The organism is Yoonia sp., from assembly GCF_965660735.1.
Classification (GTDB): domain Bacteria; phylum Pseudomonadota; class Alphaproteobacteria; order Rhodobacterales; family Rhodobacteraceae; genus Yoonia.
This window is the reverse complement of sequence record NZ_CBFIBD010000047.1, coordinates 1-18,866: the sequence shown is the minus strand read 5'-3', so window position 1 is coordinate 18,866 and position 18,866 is coordinate 1. Positions and strand designations below refer to the sequence as shown.

Below are 18,866 nucleotides of genomic sequence, written 5' to 3'. Positions count from 1 at the left end.
AACCTCGCCAACATTATGCATTCCCGGTGAGTTAAGTCGGCGGACCTCCAATGCCGAAAGTTGCTTTGCTTTTATCGGCATCATCCCACCATAAAACCCACCATCATTTGTGCAATTCAATACAGAATCATGCAGCAACCTGCAACTAAAATTTGGAGAAAATATATGATTACAAACGATAAATCATATCATTTGCCGTTCAATGCATGACTTTGCTGGCAGCCCTAGGGACTGCCATTGGTTTTCCGAAAATATTTGTCGGTATTTTATTGGGTGGCTGTTCTGTCCACTCATCTGGGATACGCTGTATCATCCCTGTTTTCGCTTTGCATCACCTGCCGCCCCGCCTGTGCAACCGGCGACTGTCAGAACCAATCCACGGCTTCTGTCGGCTCAAATCGTGCACATTGCACAGATAAACCACCGCTTGCCGACGGACGTCACCATTTTTGAACTGATGCCCCCGGTATCTTGCCCATGGCACAGGATATGCGGCGTTTCGCACGATAAACGGTGATGATCCGGATCGCTGCAGATCAAATTACGTATTTCGCGTTTTACTGCGCGCAAATGCAGGCTAGGTTTTCCATGAACGTCAACCGACACCGGAGTAACGCTATGCCTTTGAAGTACCTGCACACGATGGTCCGTGTGAAAGATCTGGAAAAATCCATGGCTTTTTACGAATTGCTAGGCCTCAGGGAAACGCGCCGCCATGACAACGACGGCGGCCGGTTCACATTGGTCTTTATGGCCCCCCCGGGACAGGAAGAATGCCCGATAGAGTTGACCTATAACTGGGACGGCGATGATGCCCTGCCTGATGACAGTCGGCATTTCGGGCATCTGGCCTATGCTGTGGATAATATCTATGACACTTGCCAGCACCTGATGGATAATGGCGTAACGATCAATCGCCCGCCGCGCGATGGGCATATGGCTTTCGTGCGCTCTCCCGATAATATATCGATTGAATTGTTGCAGACAGGCACAAACCTGCCGCCCGCCGAACCATGGGCCAGCATGGAAAATACCGGACATTGGTAAGGGCGGCCGTTCTTGCCGGGTCTTATCTTTTGGCCGGTCCCGCCGACGCGTGCCGATTGGCACTGGTTCTGGCGATTGATGTGTCCTCGTCAGTCAATGCGACCGAAGATACGTTGCAGCGGGGCGGGCTTGCCGCGGCGTTGATCGCGCCCGACGTACAAGCGGCGTTTTTTGCCAGCCCCGATCCCGTTGCGTTGGCCGTCTTTGAATGGAGCGGGCGCTACAACCAAAACGACCTGACCAGCTGGGTGTTGATCGAAACCCCCGCAGACCTTTTGGCCGTTGCCGAAACCATCGCCACCAGCAAACGCAGCCACAATGATTTTCCGACCGCGATGGGTCACGCGCTTGGGCATGCTGCGATCCGGTTGCAGAATGGACCTGCCTGCTTGTTCCGGACTGTCGATATGGCCGGTGACGGCGTAAACAATGATGGCTTTGGCCCGGCAGATGCATATAACGCCTTTCCTTTTGCAAATGTCACCGTGAACGGGCTTGTCGTGAACGCTGCCGAGTTCGAGGCCGAGACCGACCTGATCCCTTTTTACCGCGATCAGGTGATCCGCGGCCCGGGTGCGTTTCTTGAAATTGCAAACGGGTTCGAAGATTACGAAACCGCAATGCGCCGCAAGCTGGTCCGCGAATTATCCGCGCAGGTGATTGGCCAGGCGGCCCCGCCCAAGGATGGCAGCGGATGATTCGGCTGGCTGTCCTGCTTGCGCTGCTTGGGTCTGCGGCAGAGGCGGCCTGCCGTCATGCGCTGGCGCTGGGGCTTGATATTTCCGGTTCTGTCGATGCGGACGAATACCGCCAGCAACTTGACGGGCTGGCCACGGCAATGAACAGCCCTGCGGTGCAGGACGTGCTGTTTGCCCAGTCTGCCGCCCCGGTCCGCATCAGCGTGTATGAATGGAGCGGGCCCGAGGATCAGCACATCATTCTGCCGTGGACAGACTTGTCCACACCAGCCGATCTGGCAAACGCTACTGCGACCTTGCGCAACCACCAGCGGCCCAAGGCCACGCTGACAACAGCCATTGGATCTGCCTTGTTGGCAGGCTTCAACCTTTTGGAGGGGCAGAACGACTGCTGGAAACGCACGCTTGATCTGTCCGGCGACGGTCCTGCAAATACCGGCCCACGCCCGCAGGACATCGGGGATAGCCTGATGCCCGGCGGCGTAACGGTCAATGGTCTGGTCATCGGCTCTGATGTTCGGGCAGGCAGCGATGCCGCTTTTGAAACCATCAAGGATCTGTCGGCATATTACAGCAATTACGTGCTGCGCGGGCCGGATGCCTTTGTTGAAACGGCGCATAGTTTTGCCGATTATGCCGTAGCGATGGAACGCAAGCTACTACGCGAACTGCAAAGCATGGCGATCGGACAGGCGGGCAGCGGCACAGTATCAGAACCGGCCCGCACGCCCCCTCAATAGATATAGCGGATCTGTTCAGTCCAATAGCGTTCGACGCGGCGCAGGGCAGCGGTAATGTCTTCGATACCTGCCTGGTTCAGCACACCCCGCTCGACCAGGCCGTCGGCATGGGTTGCGAACAACCGCGCCACCATATCGCGGACACCCCGCCCCTTTTCGGTCAGGCGCACACGCACGGAACGGCGGTCGATTTCGCTCCGCTGGTGGTGCATATACCCCATATCGACGAGTTTCTTCAGGTTGTATGACACATTCGAGCCTTGGTAATACCCCCGGCTTTTCAATTCGCCTGCCGTCACCTCATTGTCGCCGACGTTGAACAGCAGCAGGGCCTGCACCGCATTGATTTCCAACAGGCCAACCCGTTCGAATTCATCCTTGATCACATCCAGCAACAACCGGTGAAGCCGCTCAACCAGGGTCAGTGCGTCCAGGTAAGATGCCATGAAGGCCGCGCTGCGCACCGCCGACAGACAACCGTTGCCGGGCCGGTGAAGGTCCGTATGAAGTGTCATATCATTGTCTCCGTCGTGTTCCCGCAGCAAGGAATAGGACGAAACAAAGAAAATTCAGTTAAACGATAAAATTTGACAGGTTTTACACTTTGGTCAGGCCGGGCGGGTCACGCCGTTTGCACCCTGCGCAATCTTGTCTATCAGAATGGCATAGCGGTCGGGCACCACGAACTGACCGCCAATCCAGCCATAGATATCATGATCGTTTTCGGCAAGGAGCGCGTCATAAAGCGCCAGTCCATCGTCCGACATTTCGGCCAGATGCCCGTTTGAAAAAGCGGACAGGATAAGGTCCATTTCCTTGATGCCGCGGCGCATCGACCGCATCCGCATCCGCTTGATCATGGCTTCGCGGGTTTCGGTCATGTGTTGCTCTGCAAGTTTGCGCGCAGGCGTTTTTCCAACTGCGCAAGCTTTTCCGCAGACATCGCGATCTGGGTTCGCAGCCCGCGCATTTCTGCAAGAAGATCAACCAGATCCGACGTCAAGGGCTGTATATCTTCGGGCGCTTCCGGCCCGTCGCCTTCGCCTGTCAACAACCAGCTAAGCGACACACCCAACATCCCGGACAACATCTGCAACCGATTGGCGCGCGGCTCTTTCAAGTCATTTTCCCACGCCGCGATCGTCCCTGTCTTGACGCCCAGTTTGCCCGCAAGCGCCGCCTGCGTCATTCCGGCCTGTTCGCGTGCGGCCGCAAGCCGGTCGCCAAAGGTCGCCGCGTCTTCACTGAACCAGCCCGCATCATCCGTCATTTCATATCCTTGTCGCTTGCCATCTGCATGTTGAGAGTTTTATGTCATAGACATACCCACAATGCCACCGGATGCCCGACATGACCTTCCTTTCCGCGACACTCGACCGCGTCAAACCGTCGCCGACCATCGCCGTCACGACCAAAGCAGCCGAATTGAAAGCCGCCGGGCGCGACGTGATCGGCCTTGGCGCCGGCGAGCCCGATTTCGACACGCCGCAGAATATCAAGGACGCGGGAATCGCTGCCATCAAGACCGGCAAAACGAAATACACCGCCGTCGATGGCATCCCCGAACTGAAACGGGCGATCTGCGCCAAATTCAAACGTGACAACGGGCTGGATTATGAACCGGTACAGGTCACGATCGGCACAGGCGGCAAGCAGGTGCTGTATAATGCCTTCATGGCCACCCTTAATCCGGGGGATGAGGTCATCATCCCCGCCCCCTATTGGGTCAGCTACCCTGATATGGTCTTGCTTGCAGGTGGTGAACCCGTCACCGTCGCAGCCACGCTGGAGGCGAATTTCAAGATCACCGCCGCCCAGTTGGAGGCCTCGATCACGCCGCGCACGAAATGGTTCCTGTTCAACTCGCCTTCGAACCCCACAGGCGCTGGTTATAGCTGGGAAGAGCTGCGCGCGCTGACCGACGTGCTGATGCGCCACCCTCATGTCTGGGTGCTGACCGACGATATGTATGAACATCTGGCTTATGACGATTTCAAGTTCTGCACACCTGCGCAGGTCGAACCGGGGCTTCATGACCGGACGCTGACAGTCAATGGCGTGTCCAAGGCCTATGCGATGACCGGCTGGCGGATTGGCTATGCGGCCGGACCAGAACCGCTGATCCGCGCGATGCGCAAGGTGCAGTCCCAATCCACGTCCAACCCCTGTTCGATCAGCCAATACGCGGCGGTCGAGGCCTTGAACGGCCCACAGGATTTCCTGGCCTCAAACAACGCGATCTTTGAACGGCGGCGCGATCTGGTCGTGGAAATGCTGAACGCGGCGCCAGGTGTGGTCTGCCCCAAACCCGAGGGCGCTTTCTATGTCTACCCATCAATCGCGGATTGCATCGGCAAGACATCGGCGGGCGGCACCCTGATCGACAACGATGAAACCTTTGCCACCGCCCTGCTGGATGAAACCGGCGTTGCCGTAGTTTTCGGTGCGGCCTTTGGCTTGTCACCCAATTTCCGCGTCAGCTATGCAACCTCTGACGCGGCATTGAAAGAGGCCTGTACCCGCATCCAGAATTTCTGCCAGGGTCTGACCTGACAGATGCCTGACCTGCCCGAATACTATTTTCGCATCCGCGACACCGGGGCAGCTGTTTTTCGGGTGGACAGCGAAAACCGCCATCGCCGGATCGAGATGGAACATATCGCGGTCGTCAACACCAACCGCGGTGATTTCAAGCCGCAAGGCGACCGCATCCTGACCGACGCGGATATTGCGGCCATCGAAGACTGGCTTTCAGCCCGCGCCAAGGTGCTCAAACAGCGCACGCTGGACGACATCCACCGCGCGATCGACCACCTGAACCTGACCGCCCAATGGGCGCAGTCAAAGGCAAGCGATGCCGAACTGGATGACATTACCGACCCGCTTTTGCTGGCCATGCACGACCTGCGCAGCGTCCTGGTGCGCAAAAAGGCGGACCGTATGGTGACAAAAAACGACCGCTGAAACGTCGCGCCCCTATTGCGTTTCGACTTTATCCTTAATCACTATAGCGGCACTGCACCGCCAGCTCAGACCGCTTGCGGCAGCGGGTGGCCTTTGTCCCAGGCGATGATATTGTCCAGCGCCATCTGTCCCATCGCCTCGCGGATTTCCAGCGCGGCGGTGCCCAGATGCGGCAGGACCACCACGTTTTCCATCGCGCGCAGGGCCTCGGGGACCAAAGGTTCACGTTCGAACACATCCAGCCCGGCCCCGGCAATCTGGCCGGATTGAAGCGCGGAAATCAGCGCGGCTTCATCCACCACATCGCCGCGCGCGATATTGACGAAAATGCCGGTCGGCTTCATCGCCGCCAGTGCTGCGGCGTCGATCAGATGGGTGTTCGACCCGCCGCCCGGCACCGTCACCACGATGATGTCGGCCTGGCGCATCAGCGCATCCAGCGTATCAACCTGACGGGCGGGAACATCTACATCCTTTGGCGACCGGTTGTAGTAGATCACAGGCATGTCAAAGCCAAAGTGACAACGCCGCGCTACGGCCTGCCCGATCCGGCCCATGCCGACGATCCCAACCGTTTTGCCAGTCACATGGGTGCCCAGCATCTGTGTCGGGTGCCAGCCAGTCCATGCGCCCGCCCGCACCAGACGCTCACCTTCGCCCGCACGGCGGCAGGTGGACAGGATCAGGGTCAAGCCGATATCTGCGGTGGCATCCGTCACGACATCGGGCGTGTTGGACACGGCGACACCGGCCGCTTTGGCCGCCCTCACGTCGATATGGTTATAGCCAACCCCGAAATTGGCCAACACGCCGCAGCGGACGTCGCCCTTGAACGCATCTGCCATGAACTGATCGCCCAAGGTCGGCAGGATCGCATCATAGTCGCACAGCGCTGCGGCGGCCTCTTGCGGGGTCAGGCCACGGTCTGCCTCGCGCAGGGTCACGTCATAGCGGGCGCGGGCGGCCGCCAGATTGGCATCGGGCAAGCGGCGGGTGATCAGCAGTTTCTTCAATGCAGCCGTCCTCCGTTCGGCACGGGTTGATCGGGACCGACCAGAACAATTTCGCCAGCCTCATCCGGCATCCCCAGCACCAGAACTTCGGACATGAACTTGCCGATCTGGCGGGGCGGAAAGTTGACAACCGCCAGCACCTGACGGCCGACCAGCGCATCCGGCGCATAATGGGCGGTGATCTGGGCCGATGTCTTTTTCTCACCGATCTCGCCGCCGAAATCGATCCAGAGCTTGATCGCGTGCCTGCGCGCCTCGGGATAGGGTTCGGCGCGTATGACCGTGCCGACCCGCACATCGACCTTCAGGAAATCGTCAAAGGAAATCTCACTCACGCGACAGCTCCCGCGAACGGTTGGCGGCGGCGGCGACAGCGCGACGCAGCAAGGCAGGGAAACCATTTTCGGGGTTCATCAACACCTCTAATGCGGCCTGTGTCGTGCCGTTGGGCGACGTGACATTCACGCGCAATTGGCGCGGGTCCTCATCCGCGTTTTCAGCCAGATCGCCCGCACCGCCCACGGTGGCCTTGGCAAGGGTCATCGCCATGTCCTCAGGCAGGCCTTCGGCTACACCTGCAGCGGCCAGCGCTTCGATCAGATGAAACACATAGGCCGGGCCCGATCCGGATACGGCCGTGACCGCATCCATCTGGGATTCATGTTCCAGCCGGACAGTCTGCCCTATGGACCACAGCAGCGCCTCGGCCAGATCGAGGTCATCCTCATCTGTGCGGGCATTGCCGATCAATGCGGTAATGCCACGCCCGATGGCCGCAGGGGTATTGGGCATTGCGCGGATAATCGGGGTCTGATCGCCCAGCATCGACTCGAACGTGGCGATCGGCGTTCCTGCGGCGACCGAAATCACCAGGGTGCTGCCATTGCCCAGCGATCTTAAATCCGGCAGGGCGTCTTTCATCATCTGCGGTTTGACCGCGATCAGCGCGATCGCCGGGTTTTCAGGTGTCTCGGCACCGATATGAACACCCTGCTGCTTTAGCCAGTCAGACGGATGCGGATCGATCACCCAGACGGATTGCGGCGGCAGACCATTGCGCAACCACCCCGCCAGCATGGCCGAGCCCATCTTGCCGCAGCCCAAAAGCACAAGCCCGCGCTTGGCAACATCATTCATATCCATTTACAATTTCTCCTGACTAACTGACAGGAGATTACGCAAAGCCAAGACGGGTTTAAACCCATCTTATATCAGTATTTTCAAGCGCGCCCGAAGGCCCCGCCAATGGCCACCTGCACGGCTTCGGCCGGGGTGCGTTCGGCCCATGTTACCAGCTGAATTGCCGGGTAATACTGTTCGCACGCGCTGACGGCCGCACTGATCATCGTGTCGATCTGATCGGGGCCAACCATCTGATCGCCCGCCATGATCAGCCCATAGCGATAGACCATCATCTGCTGTTCCTGCCACCAAGTGAACGACCCCGCCCAGCACCGGTCATTGATCGTGTTCAGCGTTTCATAAAGCGCCGGAATACGATGTTCAGGGGGTTCCATTTCATATGTGCAGATCAACCGCAGGGTTTCGTCAAAGGCCGACCACGCCAAAGTAATTGAATACGTCCGCCATTGGCCCTCGACCGCCATTGCAATCTGGTCGTCGTGGATACGGTCGAATTCCCAATCGTGGTGCTCTGCGATGTGTTCCACCAGATCAATCGGGTGAAGGTCATCAGATTCAAGGTATTGCTCGGACAATGCCATTTATTCGGCCTCACTGTTTGGCGCCTGGATCATGGCAGTGCCCCAAGCGCTAGGTGCCTGCTCTAGGGGCGGTGTTGTTCACGTTTGTCCCCTACGACATATGGTGCAGGACAGAGCAGCCATCTGTAAAGCAATTTCTTGTGGATAAGCGCGCTGTCGCAGAAAATTCATGGGGATAATTGCCTTCTGCCGGGCAAGTCGACAGATTGCAGCAAAACAAAGGAGCATTCCATGAACACCGACCTTCTCAGACGGCTGTGCGAAACCCCCGGCGTGCCGGGCCATGAACACCGCGTGCGCGATTTGATCACGGCCGAGACCAAAGGGCTGTTCGATGAGATCACGACCGATCCGATGGGGTCGATGCTGTGCCGCCGCAACGCCAGCGAAAAGGACGCGCCGCGCATCATGTTGCTGTGCCATATGGACGAAATCGGGTTTCTGGTCAGCCATATCTCCAAGGAAGGTTTTATTTACGTGCAGCCCGTGGGCGGGTTTGACCCGCGCAACCTGTTTTCACGCCGCGTGCTGGTCTGCACCGATCAGGGCGATTTCAAGGGGGTGATGAACCCCGGCGGCAAGCCGGTGCATATCTCATCACCCGAAGACCGCAAGAAAGTGCCCGAGGTCAGCGAATTTTTCGTCGATCTGGGGATGGGCGAAAAGGCGCATGACGTTGTGCAGGTCGGCGATTTCGTCGTGATGGATGAACCATTCCTGGAGATGGGCGACAAAGTCGTCTCCAAGGCGCTGGACAACCGCATCGCCTGCTGGCTGGGGATCGAGGCGATCCGCAAGCTAGGCAAGAAAGGGCGCGGTGCCGAAATTCACGTGGCATTTACCTGTCAGGAGGAAGTCGGCCTGCGGGGGGCCCGCACCGCGGCCTATGCGATCAAGCCCGATATCGGGCTGGGGATCGACGTAACACTGGCCTGCGACACCCCCGGCGTGCCCGAAAAGGACAAGACCACCGAGCAGGGCAAGGGGTTCGGTCTGCATGTGCGCGACAGTTCATTTATTGCCGACAAGGCGCTTGTGGCCGAGATCGAAGCGCTGGCAAAGAAAAAGAAAATTCCGTTCCAACGCACGATGCTTGCGGCGGGCGGCCAAGACGGGGCCGCAGCGCAACAGGCGGCGGCGGGCGCGCGTGCCGTGGGAATCGTCGTTGGCACGCGGTATATCCATACCGTAACCGAGATGGCCGAAAAAGGCGATTTGCAGGCCGCATTGGATATTCTGGTAGCCTACCTGTCGGAATTCTGAGCGGGCAGCAGGAATTTCTACAAGAAATTCCTGCGCCCTGCGCGCTTATTTCTGGCTGGCTTCCAGTGCTGCAATCCTTGCAGCCAACGCCGCGTTTTCTTCGCGGGCTTTCTGCGCCATCGCGCGCACCGCGTCAAATTCTTCGCGGGTGACGAAATCGCGGTCCGCCAGCCAGCGGTCCATCATGGATTTCATCGCGGTGTTCGCCTCGTCCTTGGCGCCTTGCGCAACACCCATGGCGTTGGTCATCAACTGGCTGAGGTCGTCGAACATCTTGTTTCTGCTTTGCATCGCATTCTCCAATCGCGTCTGACATTCTATATGGGCCGAACCGGCAAAGCGCACAACCCGACAAGGCTGGTTGACTTCGTCGCAGCGCCGGACAAGGAATAGCGCATGCTGGCTGCCATTCCCTTTCCCGATATCACGCCCGAGATCGTGTCATTCACGATCTTTGGCCAGACCATTGCCCTGCGCTGGTATGCGATGGCCTATATCGTGGGCATTGCACTGGGCTGGCAGATCATCAAGGCCGCCTTGCGCCGTCCGAACCTGTGGCGGGATGGCCCGCCGATGCAGATATCGCAACTTGATGATCTGCTGACCTATATCGTGATCGGCGTGATCGGCGGCGGGCGGCTGGGCTATGTGCTGTTTTACAAACCGGCTGAATACCTTGCCAACCCGCTCGACATCATCAAGATCTGGGAAGGCGGGCTGTCGTTTCATGGTGGTTTTCTGGGCGTTGTGATCGGCGTTTACCTGTTCAGCCGACGCCACAAGGTGCGCCTGCCCGCATTGGCCGATATCATCGCGGTCTCGGCGACGCCTGCCTTATTGTTGGTGCGCTGCGCGAACTTCATCAATGCGGAACTATGGGGTCGGCCGACCGACCTGCCATGGGCGGTCATCTTTCCGGGGGCTGCGGCGCAAAGCTGTGCCACCGCGTTGGCGCCCTGCGCCCGGCACCCCTCGCAACTCTATGAGGCAGGGTTGGAGGGGCTGTTGCTTGGCGCGGTCCTGATCGTGCTGGCATTTCGGTTTGGCGCGTTAAAAAAGCCATGGCTGCTGTCGGGGGTGTTCTTTGCAGGCTACGGGCTGGCCCGCTTTCTGGTGGAATTCGTCCGCCAGCCCGATGCGCAGTTTCAAAGCGTGGGGAATGAACTGGGGCTGGCGCTGCATTTTGGCGGCTACGGGCTGACCATGGGGCAGCTTTTGACGCTGCCGATGATTATCGTCGGGATCACCGTGATCCTGTTTGCCCGGCGCAGATGACGGCGCTGGCAAAACTGATAAAGGCGCGGATCGCGCGCAGCGGGCCGATCAGCATCGCCGATTACATGGCTGATTGCCTGATGCACCCGGCACACGGCTATTACGCCACGCGGGACCCGCTGGGGCAAACGGGCGATTTCATCACGGCACCCGAAATCAGCCAGATGTTCGGTGAACTGATCGGGCTCGCACTCGCGCAAAGCTGGTTGGATCAAGGTAAACCCGCACGTATCACGCTGGCCGAGCTTGGCCCCGGACGTGGCACATTGATGGCCGACGCCCTACGCGCGACCCGGGGCGTGCCGGGGTTTCACACAGCACTGCGCGTGCATTTTGTCGAAACATCGCCGGTGTTGCGTGCGGCACAGGCGCAAGCCGTTCCCGATGCGCAGTGGCATGACCGCGTCGATACGCTTCCTGATGCGCCCCTTTTCCTGATCGCCAATGAATTCCTTGATGCGCTGCCGATCCGGCAATTTGTCCGCGACGGGATGGGCTGGCGCGAACGGATGGTCGGGCTGGACGGTGACGCATTGACTATCGGGCTGTCCGCACCGGCCCCGCTTGCCCTGCTGGAAGACCGGCTGGCCGACACGCAAGACGGCGATCTGGTTGAACATTGCCCTGCCTTGCCCGGCATCGTGCAGGATATCGGGCAGCGGATCAGCGCCCGGGGCGGTGCCGCGCTGTTCATCGACTATGGTGACTGGCAATCACTTGGCGATACGTTGCAGGCACTGGCCGGTCACACATACGCCGATCCGCTGGCCGCCCCCGGCCAGGCCGACCTGACCGCGCATGTGGATTTTGCCGCCATTGCAGCCGCCGCGACCCCCGCGAGCTTCACGCGCCTGACCCCGCAAGGTGTGTTTCTGGAACGGCTGGGCATCACGCCAAGGGCGCAGGCTTTGGCCCGCACATTGACGGACGAACCATTGGAAAACCACATTACCGCACATCGGCGCTTGACCCACCCGGCAGAAATGGGTGACTTGTTCAAGGTAATCGGTATCTATCCTGCAACGGCAACCCCGCCCCCCGGACTGGAACCATGACGCTCGAGATTATCACAGACCCCGCCCTTTCGGACACGCCACACGGGTTTTTCACCCGCGCGGGCGGGGCATCTTCTGGGGTATTCAAGGGGCTGAACTGCGGCTACGGCAGCTCTGACCAGCATGATATCGTCAGTATCAACCGCGAACGGGTCGCTGCGGCGCTTGATGTTCCGGCAGACCGTCTGGTCAGTGTCCACCAGGTTCATTCCGCAGATGCGGTCGCTGTCGACGGGCCGCTGATCCGCCCGGTCAAGGCTGACGGCCTTGTCACGGCAACCCCCGGTGTGGCCATTTCCGTTCTGACCGCCGATTGCCAACCCGTGCTATTTGCCGACGCCCGTGCAGGTGTTGTCGGGGCCGCCCACGCAGGTTGGAAAGGGGCGCTTGACGGTGTGCTGGAGGCAACAGTGCGCAAGATGGAGGAACTGGGGGCGACCCGTGCGAATATTGCCGCGGTGATCGGGCCATCCATCAGCCAGCGCAATTACGAGGTCGGGCCGGAATTCATGGACCGCTTTCTTGCCGTCGATCCGCATTTTGGCCGGTTCTTTGTCCAGGGCCGGGGGGATCGGTTGCATTTCGATTTACCTGGCTTTGGTCTGCAACAGCTGCGCCATTGCGGTGTCGGACAGGCAAGCTGGACACGCCACTGCACCTACGACCGTTCGGCGCAGTTTTACAGCTATCGCCGCTCTGTTCACAACAAAGAGGCAGACTATGGCCGGTTGATTGCGGCGATCCGTCTGTAATCGGGGCAGCATTAAGGCAGCGCGCAGCCATATACGGCCGACGTTAAAGCAAGGTTCATGTCTTGCGACCGCAGAGATGTTTTTTTACTATATATATCAAAGCATTATTTTCCATCTGTGCAATTTCGGCCTTTGCTGAACTTTCCACGTTGACGTCAAAGTCTTGCCAGTTTGCGCGCGCATGTTCGTAGCATCCCGACCTTGAACGGGACAGAACTGGACAAGAGGGCGTGACATGAAAGATCGTTGGCAAAAATCCCTGGAAACTGCTGTTGCGGCCTGTGACACACCGATGCCATGGGAACGCGGGGCGGCCCGGCAATCCATGATCGCACGACGCCAGTCTGCCCGCGAAGAGGCAAGCAGCGACACCCGCCAGAAATCGCGTCTGGCCTGATACCCGCCACCCCAAGCCTGCGACCCGTCAAAACGATTTGATCGGACGCAGCCACGACGACAGGTCAAGCGACGGGCGCGGCATCCGCCGCAGCACCGTCATTAACACGAAAACCCTGTCGTCACTGACGCAGCAGCGTCTTGCTGCGTCTGTTCCCCTTGCGGGGGGATGCCAGTTTCGGCGCGCAATGTGAAAACCAATAGGCTAATTTAATGAGTTTACCTGCACACGATTCCCAGTCTTACGTTCGCCAACCGGACCCGCAAACCAGACCCAATCGATGGTCCGACAATCCGGACCGCAGCACACCCCGGCAACGCAAATACGACATCGCCTATCTGACCGCATCAGGGCAGGTCATGGATATCACAAGGGTTGCCCCGGCGATCCCGGTATTCGAAGATGCATTTGCCGCTCTGGGGCATGGTGCTGTCCTGCAAACCAGGAATGGCCCCGTCGCTGTCGAAGATCTGGTGCCGGGTGACAGCATTCGCCTTGCCGACGGACGATATGATACGCTGCTTTGGCGCGGCACCATGTTGTTGCGCCCTGACGACCCCACTACGCGTTCCGAAACCGGCACCCTGATCAGGATCATGGCCGACACCCTCGGGCTGGGCCGGCCATCACCTGATCTGGTGCTGGGGCCAACCGCCCGACTGTTTCACAGGGCAAGCGGCGTGCGCGCACTGACGGGCAGTGACGCGGCCTTTATTCCTGCACGGGATTTTGTCGATGGGGCGCAGATCATTTCACTGCGGCCGGCAGGCCCGGTCAATGTGTATCAACTGGGGTTTGCGCGGCACCAAAACATTTCAGTCAACGGAATCGAAATCGAAAGCCTGCATCCCGGAACCGCCTTTTCCCATGGCTTGCGCGGCGACACGCTGACGCAATATCTGTCGCTTTTCCCCCACAAGACAAGTCTGGATGATTTTGGCACGATGCGCCATCCCCGGTTGCGTCTACGTGATCTGGAACTGCTGGAAGACCGCTGAACCTTTTCGGGACACGCCAGGGTCACACACGGCGTCAGGCAGCAGAGGGGGCGATATACACCGATCGCCCCCAGAACCGCGCCATCAGCAGCACCGCCGCAACGCTCAGCCCGATCACCAGCCCCAGCCAAAGGCCAACCGCGCCCAGCCCGAACCAGAACGCCAGCACATAGCTGGCAGGCATCCCCACGATCCAATAGCTGAAGGTCGCCATGATCATCGGCACCGTGGTATCCTGCACGCCGCGCAAAAGGCCCAGCACCATGACCTGTGCCGCATCCACCACCTGAAACAGCGCCGCGATCATGACAAGGGTGGCGCCCACCTGAAGCAATGTCGCGCGCTCCGGCTCGGAGGGGTCAATGAAAAGCGCGACCAGAAATTCCGGAACGGTCAGGAATACGGCCGATGTGACCAGCGCAAACAGCGCCGACAGGCCAATCGCAACGATCCCGCCCCGGCGTAAAAGCGGCTCGTCCCGGCGGCCCAGCGCGCGCCCTGCACGCACGGTCGCCGCCTGACTGAACCCGATATGCACCATGAATGTCAGACTGGCCAGTTGGATCGCGATACCGTGCGCGGCCAGTGCAATCGGCCCGATCCAGCCGACCATGATGGCGCTGGCGCTGAACAATCCGCCTTCGGCCAGCGACGTCAGCCCGATCGGCCAGCCAAGGCGGAACACGCGCCCCATGATTTCCGCGTCGCTGCGCCAGAAATTCTTGAACAATTCATATTGGGGCAGTCTGCGCACGATATAGATCGACAGCCACAGCACCGTGACAATCGTAACGATCAGCGATGCAATCGCCGCCCCCCTGATCCCCATTTCCGGCGCGCCCAGATTGCCAAAGATAAGCGCATAGTTGACCAAGACGTTCAGCAGTGCTGTCCCGATCGTGGCCCACAGGATCACGGCGGTATGTTCCAGCGCTGCCAGAAAGGATTTCAACGTCATCACGATCAGCGCCGGGATCATCTGCCAGATCACGATCTGCAGATAGATATCGGCCATGGCAGCGACCTCCGGGTCCTGCCCGATCGCCAGCAAGATCGCCTCGGCCCAGAAAAACGGGATCGTGACGACCAGCCCGTAGATGATCGACAGCCATAGCCCCATGCGGGTCACGCGGCGCACCTGCACCTCGTCGTCATCCTCGGCGGCGGCGGCAACCATGGGCGTGACAGCCTGGGCAAACCCGGCACCGACGATGAATATCACGAAAAACAGCGTCGTCGCGATGGTTGCTGCGGCCAATGCCCGAACATCATACCACCCCAACATCACGGTGTCGGTGATATGGATCGCGAATTGGGCCAGATTGCTGAGGATCAGCGGCATTCCCAGCCGCAGAATGGCCCCCGCATGGGCGCGATATGTCAGCATGGGTTGCATGACCCATCCACTAGGCTGGATCGGCAATTCCGTCCAGAGAGATTACGCGCCCCGCCACATCCCCGACGATGTTTACCCCAGAACATCCCGCCACGAATGTTGCGGCGTAAAACCGACCATCCGCTTGGCCTTGTCATTGGCATACATGGTTTCATTGGCGCCCATCTCGCGACGGACCTCGACGCCCTGATAGAACTGCGCGATCACCGCATCGGATGTGATGCCGACCGACATATCGTCATTGGACACGTTGAACACCTGATAGCCCAGACCATCGGTCTTCAGGCAGCAATCGACCATATGCCCCAGATCGCGTGCGTCGATATAGGCAAAGATATTGCGCCGCCGCGTCGCGGGATCGGCGATGAATGCGGGAAAGTTTTCTGCGTATTCATGCGGTTCGATCACGTTGTTGATCCGCAGCCCATAGATATCGGCGCCGGTGCGTGCCTGAAATGACCGCGCTGTCGCCTCGTTGCAGACCTTGGACATGGCATAGCTGTCGTGCGGCACGGTCGGGTGATCCTCGTCCACGGGCACATATTCGGGTTTCACCTCGCCCTCGGCGAAACAGACGCCATAGGTGGTTTCGGAACTGGCAAAGATGACCTTGGGGATGCCCAGCTTAACCGCCGCCTCGATCACGTTATAGGTGGACAGCGTGTTGATGCGAAAACATTCGCCATCGGTGCCGATCATCACGCGCGGCACGGCGGCGAAATGCACGATCGCGTCGAATTTGGGCACGCCGGTGCCTGCGTCCAACTCGTGGAAATCGGTGAACTGCGACATTGCGCCGATGACTTGTCCGAAATCGGTCAGATCAATCAGCAACTCTGACACATCCAGCCCCGACGCCACCAGATCGGCATTCACGACCGTATGCCCCTGCGCCTGCAAATGGCGGATCGCATGTTTGCCCGCCTTGCCACTGCCACCGGTAAAGAAAATACGCATGATCATGCTCCTTCAGGTCAAGACGCGGATCGGGCTGCCTGCGGCCCAGGCATGGATCGCCGCAACCGTTTCGCGATAAAACAGGGTAAATGTTGCCTCGGTCGTATAGCCCAGATGCGGGGTCAGCAACAGTTGACCGGACGCAATCAGACCCGTATCGCGCAGCGGATCATCGGCGGGCAATGGTTCCACGTCGAACACATCAAGGCCCGCCATTGCCGGCCGGCCCGCACGCAATCCCGCCAACAGGGCCTGCGTATCCACGATTGGCCCGCGCGAGGTGTTGATGAATACCTGCCCCGGTTTGGCCGCAGCAAAGGCGGTGGCATCCAGCAGCCCCCTGCTGCGATCCGACAACACCAGATGCACGCTTGTGACATCCGAAGCGGCCATCAGATCTGCCAGCGTATCCATGCGGGTTACCCCCACTTCGGCGGCGCGCGCATCGGTCAGGTTTTGCGACCATGCGCAAATGTCCATCCCCAGCGCGCGGACCAGCACGGCCATCTGCGCCCCGATATTGCCCAGCCCGATCAGCCCCAGCGTCAGCCCGGCCACATCGCGGCCCAGTCCCACCTGCCAACCGGCATCGCCATGCAGCGCGGCCACCTCTGGCAGCAAGCGGCGGTTCAGCGCCAGCATCATCAGCACGGCCAGTTCCGATGTGGTGGTCTTGCGGCTGGGCGTGCCACACACGGTGACACTGGCCGCCCGCGCCGCATCCAGATCAATCGCGGCGTTCCTTGGCCCTGTCGTGACGATCAGCCGCAACTGCGGCAGCGCCGCGATCAGCGCAGCTGGCATCGGCGTGCGTTCGCGCATCAGACAGACCACATCGAACGGCGCCAGCCGCACCACAAGCGCATCATGATCCGTGATCGTGTCGTCAAACACAGTCACATCCAGTCCGTCCCAATCCGCCAGCCGCAATGCCGCCCCGGCGTAATCATCCAACACGGCAATTTTCATCTGCGCCCCTCCGACTTCATCAGTAAGAAACGACTTTGGGAACTGAAAGGCAACAGGGCGATTGCCCCTGCCCCGCCACCCTGCCAATATGGTGCAAACCAATGAAAAGAGCAGTACCCATGGCCGATGACCTCCTTTCCGGGGCCAACCCCGATGATTACAACGCCAGCAGCATCGAGGTGCTGGAAGGGCTGGAACCCGTCCGCAAGCGCCCCGGCATGTATATCGGCGGCACCGACGAACGCGCCCTGCATCATCTGGTGGCCGAGGTGCTGGACAATTCCATGGACGAGGCCGTCGCCGGCCACGCCAACCGGATCGAGGTGGAGCTGCACGCCGATTACTCTGTCACGATCAAGGACAACGGCCGCGGCATCCCGATCGACCCGCACCCCAAATTCCCCGAAAAATCCGCGCTAGAGGTGATCCTGTGCACCCTGCATGCAGGCGGCAAGTTTTCCGGCAAGGCCTATCAGACGTCCGGCGGGTTGCACGGGGTCGGCGCATCGGTCGTCAACGCCCTGTCCGACAGCATGGTCGTGCAGGTCGCACGGAACAAGGAACTTTATGAACAGCGGTTTTCGCGCGGCATCCCCTTGGGTCCGATCCAGAAACTCGGCCCCACGCAGAACCGGCGCGGCACCACCGTGACGTTCCACGCCGACCCCGAAATCTTTGGCGCGCAGCGGTTCAAACCGGCGCGGCTGTTCAACTCCATCCGGTCCAAGGCCTATCTGTTTTCCGGCGTCGAAATCCGCTGGAAGTCCGAGATTGACGACCGCGAAACCCCGACCGAGGCGACGTTCCACTTTCCCGGCGGGCTGGCGGATTATCTGCGCGAAACGCTGGGCAGTGCCAGCACCTATGCCGACAAGCCGTTTGCGGGCACCGTCGATTTTTCGGAAAAATTCAACGAACCCGGCAAGGTCGAATGGGCCATCAACTGGACGCCCGCGCGCGACGGGTTCCTGCAATCCTACTGCAACACCGTCCCCACCCCCGAGGGCGGCACCCATGTCGCCGGTTTCTGGGCCGCGATCCTGAAAGGCATCAAGGCCTACGGTGAATTGTCGGGCAACAAGAAGGCCGCGCAGATCACCCGCGAGGATCTGATGTCAGGCGGCTGCGCGCTGGTATCCTGTTTCATCCGCGACCCCGCGTTCGTGGGCCAGACCAAGGATCGGCTTTCATCCGAAATCGCCGCAAAAATGACCGAAGGTGCGGTGCGTGACCATTTCGACAACTGGTTGGCGGCGGATACGAAATCGGCCGGGGCGATCCTTGATTTTCTGGTGCTGCGGGCCGAGGAACGCCTGCGCCGTCGTCAGGAAAAGGAAACCGCCCGCAAGTCCGCCACCAAGAAACTGCGCTTGCCCGGCAAACTGACCGACTGCACGTCCAAGGACCGCGCGGGGACAGAGCTGTTCATCGTCGAAGGCGACAGCGCGGGCGGGTCGGGCAAGGGCGCGCGCAACCGCGTCAATCAAGCGCTTTTGCCGCTCAAGGGGAAAATCCTGAACGTGTTGGGGGCGGCCTCGAACAAGCTGACCACGAACGCCGAAATCAACGACCTCTGCGAGGCTTTGGGCGTCGGCATGGGCACGAAATTCAACGTCGA

The 18,866-nt window shown here is 59.8% G+C and carries 23 protein-coding genes; 12 read left to right on the top strand and 11 right to left on the bottom strand.

Annotation, left to right across the window (positions count from 1 at the left end):
* Positions 1-618: 618 nt before the first annotated feature.
* Genes ACTG4B_RS13875 through ACTG4B_RS13865 form a run of 3 tightly spaced genes read left to right on the top strand, consistent with a single transcriptional unit; the run spans position 619 to position 2,485 of the window.
* Positions 619-1,047: a VOC family protein gene (locus ACTG4B_RS13875; RefSeq protein ID WP_439156300.1), complete on the top strand. Its 429-nt coding sequence runs from the start codon at positions 619-621 to the stop codon at positions 1,045-1,047.
* Complete coding sequence (locus ACTG4B_RS13870; protein WP_439156299.1) at positions 1,014-1,745, top strand: DUF1194 domain-containing protein; 732 nt, start codon at positions 1,014-1,016, stop codon at positions 1,743-1,745. The genes ACTG4B_RS13875 and ACTG4B_RS13870 overlap by 34 nt, the downstream gene beginning before the upstream one ends.
* Positions 1,742-2,485 (top strand): DUF1194 domain-containing protein, encoded by a 744-nt coding sequence (locus ACTG4B_RS13865; protein WP_439156298.1) that lies wholly within the window; start codon positions 1,742-1,744, stop codon positions 2,483-2,485. Before ACTG4B_RS13870 ends, ACTG4B_RS13865 begins: the two co-directional genes overlap by 4 nt.
* Here ACTG4B_RS13865 and ACTG4B_RS13860 read toward each other — a convergent pair.
* From ACTG4B_RS13860 to ACTG4B_RS13850, 3 genes are all read right to left on the bottom strand, one after another.
* Complete coding sequence (locus tag ACTG4B_RS13860) at positions 2,479-3,000, bottom strand: MarR family winged helix-turn-helix transcriptional regulator (RefSeq protein ID WP_439156297.1); 522 nt, start codon at positions 2,998-3,000, stop codon at positions 2,479-2,481. The genes ACTG4B_RS13865 and ACTG4B_RS13860 overlap by 7 nt on opposite strands.
* Before the next feature lie 93 nt (positions 3,001-3,093).
* Complete coding sequence (locus tag ACTG4B_RS13855) at positions 3,094-3,366, bottom strand: succinate dehydrogenase assembly factor 2 (RefSeq protein WP_439156296.1); 273 nt, start codon at positions 3,364-3,366, stop codon at positions 3,094-3,096.
* Positions 3,363-3,755 (bottom strand): helix-turn-helix domain-containing protein, encoded by a 393-nt coding sequence (locus ACTG4B_RS13850; protein WP_439156295.1) that lies wholly within the window; start codon positions 3,753-3,755, stop codon positions 3,363-3,365. Before ACTG4B_RS13850 ends, ACTG4B_RS13855 begins: the two co-directional genes overlap by 4 nt.
* Before the next feature lie 80 nt (positions 3,756-3,835).
* Between ACTG4B_RS13850 and ACTG4B_RS13845 the strand changes: the two genes are divergently transcribed.
* Together ACTG4B_RS13845 and ACTG4B_RS13840 are read left to right on the top strand one after the other, a co-directional pair.
* A complete protein-coding gene (locus ACTG4B_RS13845; protein WP_439156294.1) occupies positions 3,836-5,038 on the top strand; it encodes a pyridoxal phosphate-dependent aminotransferase in 1,203 nt (400 codons plus the stop codon).
* A gap of 3 nt (positions 5,039-5,041) precedes the next feature.
* Positions 5,042-5,449, top strand: coding sequence for a hypothetical protein (locus tag ACTG4B_RS13840; RefSeq protein WP_439156293.1), 408 nt, complete (start codon positions 5,042-5,044; stop codon positions 5,447-5,449).
* Positions 5,450-5,514: 65 nt separating this feature from the next.
* On the opposite strand, the gene ACTG4B_RS13835 is transcribed toward ACTG4B_RS13840, so the two are convergent.
* From ACTG4B_RS13835 to ACTG4B_RS13820, 4 genes are all read right to left on the bottom strand, one after another.
* Positions 5,515-6,462, bottom strand: coding sequence for a 2-hydroxyacid dehydrogenase (locus ACTG4B_RS13835; protein WP_439156292.1), 948 nt, complete (start codon positions 6,460-6,462; stop codon positions 5,515-5,517).
* The gene (locus tag ACTG4B_RS13830; RefSeq protein ID WP_439156291.1) at positions 6,459-6,797 is read right to left on the bottom strand and encodes a tRNA-binding protein; all 339 of its coding nucleotides are present in this window, start codon (positions 6,795-6,797) and stop codon (positions 6,459-6,461) included. The genes ACTG4B_RS13835 and ACTG4B_RS13830 overlap by 4 nt, the downstream gene beginning before the upstream one ends.
* Positions 6,790-7,605: a pyrroline-5-carboxylate reductase gene (gene proC / locus ACTG4B_RS13825; protein WP_439156290.1), complete on the bottom strand. Its 816-nt coding sequence runs from the start codon at positions 7,603-7,605 to the stop codon at positions 6,790-6,792. Before proC ends, ACTG4B_RS13830 begins: the two co-directional genes overlap by 8 nt.
* Positions 7,606-7,682: 77 nt before the next feature.
* Complete coding sequence (locus tag ACTG4B_RS13820; RefSeq protein WP_439156289.1) at positions 7,683-8,186, bottom strand: YbjN domain-containing protein; 504 nt, start codon at positions 8,184-8,186, stop codon at positions 7,683-7,685.
* A gap of 231 nt (positions 8,187-8,417) precedes the next feature.
* Between ACTG4B_RS13820 and ACTG4B_RS13815 the strand changes: the two genes are divergently transcribed.
* Positions 8,418-9,449, top strand: coding sequence for a M42 family metallopeptidase (locus ACTG4B_RS13815; RefSeq protein WP_439156288.1), 1,032 nt, complete (start codon positions 8,418-8,420; stop codon positions 9,447-9,449).
* A 45-nt stretch (positions 9,450-9,494) separates the two neighbouring features.
* Here ACTG4B_RS13815 and ACTG4B_RS13810 read toward each other — a convergent pair whose 3' ends face one another.
* Complete coding sequence (locus tag ACTG4B_RS13810) at positions 9,495-9,740, bottom strand: accessory factor UbiK family protein (RefSeq protein WP_439156287.1); 246 nt, start codon at positions 9,738-9,740, stop codon at positions 9,495-9,497.
* Positions 9,741-9,845: 105 nt separating this feature from the next.
* Between ACTG4B_RS13810 and lgt the strand changes: the two genes are divergently transcribed.
* The 5 genes from lgt to ACTG4B_RS13785 all read left to right on the top strand — a co-directional run bounded on the left by lgt (position 9,846) and on the right by ACTG4B_RS13785 (position 13,926).
* Entirely contained in the window at positions 9,846-10,724 is an 879-nt protein-coding gene (gene lgt, locus ACTG4B_RS13805; RefSeq protein ID WP_439156286.1) for a prolipoprotein diacylglyceryl transferase, read from the top strand.
* Positions 10,721-11,779, top strand: coding sequence for a class I SAM-dependent methyltransferase (locus ACTG4B_RS13800; RefSeq protein WP_439156285.1), 1,059 nt, complete (start codon positions 10,721-10,723; stop codon positions 11,777-11,779). The genes lgt and ACTG4B_RS13800 overlap by 4 nt, the downstream gene beginning before the upstream one ends.
* Positions 11,776-12,531 (top strand): peptidoglycan editing factor PgeF, encoded by a 756-nt coding sequence (gene pgeF, locus ACTG4B_RS13795; protein WP_439156284.1) that lies wholly within the window; start codon positions 11,776-11,778, stop codon positions 12,529-12,531. Before ACTG4B_RS13800 ends, pgeF begins: the two co-directional genes overlap by 4 nt.
* 235 nt (positions 12,532-12,766) lie before the next feature.
* Positions 12,767-12,928: a hypothetical protein gene (locus ACTG4B_RS13790; protein ID WP_439156283.1), complete on the top strand. Its 162-nt coding sequence runs from the start codon at positions 12,767-12,769 to the stop codon at positions 12,926-12,928.
* A 359-nt stretch (positions 12,929-13,287) separates the two neighbouring features.
* Positions 13,288-13,926, top strand: a complete 639-nt coding sequence (locus tag ACTG4B_RS13785; protein ID WP_439156282.1) for a Hint domain-containing protein — start codon at positions 13,288-13,290, stop codon at positions 13,924-13,926.
* 34 nt (positions 13,927-13,960) lie between these two features.
* Here ACTG4B_RS13785 and ACTG4B_RS13780 read toward each other — a convergent pair whose 3' ends face one another.
* From ACTG4B_RS13780 to ACTG4B_RS13770, 3 genes are all read right to left on the bottom strand, one after another.
* The gene (locus tag ACTG4B_RS13780) at positions 13,961-15,322 is read right to left on the bottom strand and encodes an MATE family efflux transporter (protein WP_439156281.1); all 1,362 of its coding nucleotides are present in this window, start codon (positions 15,320-15,322) and stop codon (positions 13,961-13,963) included.
* A 72-nt stretch (positions 15,323-15,394) separates the two neighbouring features.
* Positions 15,395-16,279, bottom strand: a complete 885-nt coding sequence (locus ACTG4B_RS13775; protein ID WP_439156280.1) for an NAD-dependent epimerase/dehydratase family protein — start codon at positions 16,277-16,279, stop codon at positions 15,395-15,397.
* Between the two features lie 12 nt (positions 16,280-16,291).
* Positions 16,292-17,248 (bottom strand): D-2-hydroxyacid dehydrogenase family protein, encoded by a 957-nt coding sequence (locus ACTG4B_RS13770; RefSeq protein WP_439156279.1) that lies wholly within the window; start codon positions 17,246-17,248, stop codon positions 16,292-16,294.
* Positions 17,249-17,367: 119 nt separating this feature from the next.
* On the opposite strand from ACTG4B_RS13770, the gene ACTG4B_RS13765 reads away from it, so the two are divergent.
* Positions 17,368-18,866, top strand: a 1,499-nt coding sequence (locus ACTG4B_RS13765) for a DNA gyrase/topoisomerase IV subunit B (RefSeq protein WP_439156278.1), incomplete at its 3' end; no start/stop codon positions are given.